A 5269-nucleotide genomic window follows, 5' to 3' on the forward strand; every position below is an offset into this window, starting at 1 on the left:
CGACCTCACCGTCGACAGCGGCGAGATCATCGCGCTGGTCGGCGCCAACGGCGCCGGCAAGAGCTCGACGCTCGGCGCCGTCGCCGGGCTGGTGCCGGCGGCATCCGGCAAGGTGGTCTTCGACGGTGTCGACATCACCGGCCTGGCGCCGGAGGCGATCGCCCGCAAGGGCGTCGCGCTGGTTCCCGAAGGCCGCCGCATCTTCGCCAGCCTGACGGTGGCCGACAATCTTCGTCTCGGCGGCGCGGTGCACCAGCCGGCGGCCGAGGCGCGGCTGCGCGAGGAGGAAATGCTGGAGCTGTTTCCGATCCTGCGCCGCTACCATCGCGTCAAGGGCGGCAATCTGTCGGGCGGCGAACAGCAGATGCTGGCCATCGCCCGCGCGCTGATGGGCAAGCCGCGCATGATCCTGCTCGACGAACCCTCGCTCGGCCTTGCCCCGCAACTGATCGACACCGTCTTCGACCTGATCGCCGAACTGCGCCGCAAGGGCCTGACCATCCTCCTGGTCGAACAGAATGTAGCCCTGGCGCTCGAAATCGCCGACCGCGCCGTCGTGCTCGCCAATGGCGAGGTGGTGCTGTCGGGAACGGCAAAAGAACTCGCCTCCTCGGACCTCGTCCGGCAAGCCTATCTGGGAGCTTAAGAAGCATGATCGCGCAGCAGATCATCAATGCGGTGAGCCTCGGCGGCGTCTATGCGCTGCTGGCGCTCGGGCTGGCGATCGTCTTTTCCATCGTCGGCCTGATCAACTTCGCCCATGGCGAGCTGATGACCCTGTCGGGCTATGCGCTTCTGGCCTCGCTGGTGCTGGGTTTTCCCTTCCCGGTGGCGGTGCTCGTCGCCGTCTCCTGCGGCGCGCTCGCCGCCGTCGCCATGGAGCGCGTCGCCTTCAGGCCGATGCGTGGCGCCAGCGTCACCAGCCTGCTGTTGACCAGCTTCGCGGTTTCCAGCTTGCTGAAGGTCGTCTTCCAGAACGGCATCTCGGCACGGCCGCAAGCTGTCGCCATGCCCGGTTGGATGACCGGCGCCTTCTCCTTCGGCGACTTCACCATCGGCGTCGGTCCCAGCATCTCCATCGTCGTCTCCGCACTGGCGCTGATTGCGCTCGAAATCTTCCTGCGCCGCTCGGTGACCGGCACGGCGATGCGCGCCGCGGCGGAAGATTTCGACGTCGTGCGCCTCATGGGCATTCCGGCCAGCCGCATCATCGCCACCGCCTTCCTGCTCTCCGGCCTGCTGGCCGGGCTGGCGGCCATGCTGTGGGTGGCGCAGCGCGCTTCGGTCGATCCGCTGATGGGCTTCACGCCGGTGCTGAAGGCCTTCATCGCCGCCGTCGTCGGTGGGCTCGGCAGCTTGCCCGGTGCTGTCGCCGGCGGCTTCCTGCTCGGCATCATCGAGGTGCTGTTGCAAGCGACATTGCCGGGAGCGATCGCCCCTTATCGCGACGCCATCGTGCTGTCGGGTGTCATTGCCGTGCTGCTGGTTCGCCCGCAAGGCCTGATCCCGGCGGTTCGCGCCCAGCGAAGCTGACCTGATGTATACCAAGCTCGAGTTCGCGCCACTGTCGCGCGACGAGGTGTTCGGCCTGATCGAGGCGGCGGCCTTTGCCACGGTGGTGACATTGGGACCGCAGGGCCTTGTCGTCTCGCATCTTCCCTTCGTGCTCGATCGCGCGCGGGGTGAAAACGGAACTCTGGTCTCGCATCTCGCCAGGGCCAATCCGCACAGCGCCTTGATCAGCGAAGGCAGGGAGACCGTCGCCATCTTCCACGGCCCGCATGGCTATATCTCGCCGTCCTGGTATCCGCGCAATCCGGTGCGCGACAGCGCGCCGACCTGGAATTTTGCTGTCGTGCATTGTCATGGGCATCCGGTGCCGCTCGACGAGCACGCCACCGCCCGGCATCTCTTGCAGCTTGTCGACGTGCTGGAAAAAGATCGCGATGACCGCTGGCGCATGCGCGAGCTGGGGCCTGGCGGCATGGAACGGCGCATACCTGGTATCATAGGGTTTGAGCTGCCGGTCGGGCGGCTCGAAGCCAAGTTCAAGATGGGGCAGGATGAGCGCCTCTATGACACAGGCGGAGCCATCAGGGCGCTGGAGCAAAACGATCCGGCGCTGGCGGCGATGATGAAGGCGCACAACGCGCATCGCCAGGACTGACCGCCCGCATGCGGCAAGGATAAGAAAAAATGATTCCCAATCTCAACATCGTGCCCTTCGTCAGCGTCGATCATATGATGAAGCTGGTGCTGAAGATCGGCGTCGAGCGCTTCCTCGTCGAACTCGCCGGCTACATCGAGGATGATTTCCGCCGCTGGGAGCTGTTCGACAAGACGCCGCGCGTCGCCTCGCACAGCGCCGAGGGCGTCATCGAGCTGATGCCGACCAGCGACGGCGAGGTCTACGGCTTCAAATACGTCAACGGCCATCCCAAGAACATGCGCGAAGGCCGCCAGACGGTGACCGCTTTCGGCATGCTCGCCGATGTCCACAATGGCTACCCGGTGCTGTTGTCGGAGATGACCATCCTGACCGCGCTGCGCACGGCCGCGATGTCGGCTCTGGCCGCCAAATACCTGGCGCCGGCCGGCTCCAGCTGCATGGCGCTGATCGGCAATGGCGCCCAGGCCGAATTCCAGGCGGTGGCCTTCAAGGCGCTGCTCGGCATCGACAGGCTGAGGCTTTACGACATCGACCGCACGGCGACGCAAAAATGCATCCGCAATCTCGCTGGTCTCGGTTTCGACATGGTCGCCTGCGGCACCGCGCAGGAGGCGGTCGAAGGGGCTGACATCATCACCACGGTCACCGCCGACAAGCAGTACGCCACCATCCTCACCGACAACATGGTCGGCTCCGGTGTGCACATCAACGCGGTCGGTGGCGACTGCCCCGGCAAGACCGAACTGCACCGCGATATCCTGCTGCGCTCCGACATCTTCGTCGAATACCCGCCGCAGACCCGCATCGAGGGCGAGATCCAGCAGCTTCCGGCCGACCATCCCGTGACCGAGTTGTGGCAGGTGATGTCAGGCGCCGTGCAAGGCCGGCGCGATCCCGGCCAGATCACGCTGTTCGATTCGGTCGGTTTCGCCATCGAGGATTTTTCGGCACTGCGCTATGTCAGGGATCAGCTGCGCTCGACCGGCCTCTATCAGGAACTCGACATGCTGGCCGACCCCGACGAGCCGCGCGACCTGTTCGGCATGCTGCTAAGAGCGGCCCAGCACGGTTGAGACGAGCGTTGTTCAGCCAGCCGAGCCCCACATGGCATCCGGCACCACCACCAGCTTGCCGACGAAATCCTTGGCGATGAAATCCGCCTGCGCATGGTGGAAATCGGAGAGCTTGTAGACGCCGCCGACCAGCGGCCGGATTTTTCTCGCCTCGATGTACCTAACTATGCGACGGAAATCGGCGCGCGTGCCCTGGCTCGATCCATGCAGCTGTAACTGCTTCAGATACATGGTCCTGAGATCGAGCTGCACGACCGGGCCGGCAATCGCGCCGGCCGTAGTGTAACGGCCCTCGGGCCTGAGAATACGCAACAGGTCGTTGAAGACCGCGCCGCCGACGAGGTCGGCCACCACGTCGATCGGCTGGCCTCCGGTCGCCTCGTTCACGGCTTGCGGCAGGTCGGCAACACCACGGGTGATGACAGCCTCGGCGCCGATGTCGCGCACCGCCTGTTCCTTGCCCTTGCCGACGACGGCATAGGGAATGGCGCCGCGCGCCCGTGCCAGTTGCACGATGCCGGAACCCACACCACCCGAAGCGCCGGTGACCAGCACGCGTTCACCGGCCTTGAGTCCGGCGCGCTCCAGCATCTGCTCGCCGGTGAGATAGGCGCAGCAGAAGGTGGCGAGTTCGATATCGCTCATGTCGGTGTCGACGACATGCGCATTCTCGGCCGGTACCGTCTGATACTCGGCGTAGCCGCCGTCACGGCCGTGGCCCATATAGTCGATATCGGCGAGCGAATCGTCATCGCGGTTGTAGATCGAGAAATCGACCATCACCCGTTCTCCGATACGGTCCGGCGACACACCTTCGCCGACAGCGGCGATGATACCGACGGTGTCGGTGCCCTGGATGCGGGGGAAGCTCAGCGTGTTGCCCTGGCGGCGCCATGTCGACACGGCCGCAGCATCCTCCTCCGTGCCATAGGCGCCCTGGCGCACCCAGACATCGGTGTTGTTCATGCCGCAAGCGGTGACCTTGACCAGCACTTCACCGGGAGCGGGCCCGGGCACTTTCACATCGCTGCGGTAGACGAGTTTTTCCGGTCCGCCGTGCCCGGTGAGCAGCACGGCGGCCATGGTGGCGGGGAGGGTTCTGATCATGGCATTCATAGTCGATCTCAGAGATTGGCAAACACGCTCTTCACGGCATCGGCGGTCTTCGACACGACGATGTCGGCTTCCTCGCGGGTCAGGCAGAGCGGCGGGGCGAAGCCCAGAATGTCGCCCTGCGGCATGGCGCGGCCGATGACCCCGCTTGCGGCAAGCGCCGTCGCCACTTGCGGCCCGATCTTGAGTGAAGCGTCGAAGAACACCCGGTCATCCTTGTCGGCGACAAACTCGACCGCCGCCAGCATGCCGTCGCCACGCACGTCGCCGACATGTTTGTGGCCGCCGACAGCCTTGGCCAGTTCGGCACGGAAATAGGCGCCGGTTTCACGGGCATTTGTCACCAAATCCATCTCGTCGATCAGTTCGAGATTGGCGACGCCCGCGGCAACGCAGATCGGATGCGCCGAATAGGTCCAGCCATGACCGAGCGAACCGAGTTTGTCGGAACCCTCAACCAGCACCTGCCACATCTTGTCGGCGACGATGACGCCCGACAGCGGCGCATAGGCCGAGGTCAGGCCCTTGGCGATGGTGATCAGGTCGGGCTTGATGCCGTAATGGTCGGAGCCGAACATGGTGCCCAGACGGCCGAAGCCCGTCACCACCTCGTCGGCGACCAGCAGCACATCGTACTTCTTCAGCACCGCCTGGATCTTTTCCCAATAGCCAGCCGGCGGCGGCACGATGCCGCCAGTGCCGAGAATAGGCTCGCCGATGAAGGCGGCGACCGTTTCCGGGCCTTCGGCCAGGATCATCTCCTCGAGCTTGTCGGCGCAATGTTGCGAAAACTGCTCCTCGCTCATCGAGCGGTCGGCGCGGCGAAAGTAGTAGGGCGCCTCGGTGTGCAGGATCGGCGCGCGCGGCAAGTCGAAGGCGTTGTGGAACAGGTCGAGCCCGGTCAGCGAACCGG

At 65.1% G+C, this 5269-nt stretch carries 6 protein-coding genes; 4 read left to right on the forward strand and 2 right to left on the reverse strand.

The genetic code is table 11. The features are described 5' to 3' along the window. From EOC06_RS31985 to EOC06_RS32000, 4 genes are all read left to right on the forward strand, one after another. The coding region (locus EOC06_RS31985) for an ABC transporter ATP-binding protein (RefSeq protein ID WP_164898846.1) at positions 1–646 on the forward strand (646 nt) is incomplete at its 5' end. Between the two features lie 5 nt (positions 647–651). Beyond that, a complete protein-coding gene (locus tag EOC06_RS31990; RefSeq protein ID WP_128309662.1) occupies positions 652–1533 on the forward strand; it encodes a branched-chain amino acid ABC transporter permease in 882 nt (293 codons plus the stop codon). Between the two features lie 4 nt (positions 1534–1537). Continuing rightward, complete coding sequence (locus EOC06_RS31995; protein ID WP_128309663.1) at positions 1538–2167, forward strand: FMN-binding negative transcriptional regulator; 630 nt, start codon at positions 1538–1540, stop codon at positions 2165–2167. A 29-nt stretch (positions 2168–2196) separates the two neighbouring features. Continuing rightward, complete coding sequence (locus EOC06_RS32000; protein ID WP_128309664.1) at positions 2197–3243, forward strand: ornithine cyclodeaminase; 1047 nt, start codon at positions 2197–2199, stop codon at positions 3241–3243. 12 nt (positions 3244–3255) lie between these two features. On the opposite strand, the gene EOC06_RS32005 is transcribed toward EOC06_RS32000, so the two are convergent. Beyond that, positions 3256–4359 (reverse strand): alcohol dehydrogenase family protein, encoded by a 1104-nt coding sequence (locus EOC06_RS32005; protein ID WP_128309665.1) that lies wholly within the window; start codon positions 4357–4359, stop codon positions 3256–3258. Between the two features lie 8 nt (positions 4360–4367). Next, positions 4368–5269 (reverse strand): aminotransferase class III-fold pyridoxal phosphate-dependent enzyme (locus tag EOC06_RS32010; protein ID WP_128309666.1); only part of this gene is annotated, 902 nt, incomplete at its 5' end.

Source organism: Mesorhizobium sp. M7A.F.Ca.MR.362.00.0.0 (assembly GCF_004023175.1).
Lineage (GTDB): Bacteria > Pseudomonadota > Alphaproteobacteria > Rhizobiales > Rhizobiaceae > Mesorhizobium.

What these genes read in the sequence shown, in the direction of transcription:
- EOC06_RS31990 (WP_128309662.1), top strand. Translation starts at nt 652, where the DNA reads ATGATCGCGCAGCAGATCATCAATGCGGTGAGCCTCGGCGGCGTCTAT.
- EOC06_RS32005 (WP_128309665.1), bottom strand. Translation starts at nt 4,359, where the DNA reads ATGAATGCCATGATCAGAACCCTCCCCGCCACCATGGCCGCCGTGCTG.
- EOC06_RS32000 (WP_128309664.1), top strand. Translation starts at nt 2,197, where the DNA reads ATGATTCCCAATCTCAACATCGTGCCCTTCGTCAGCGTCGATCATATG.
- EOC06_RS31995 (WP_128309663.1), top strand. Translation starts at nt 1,538, where the DNA reads ATGTATACCAAGCTCGAGTTCGCGCCACTGTCGCGCGACGAGGTGTTC.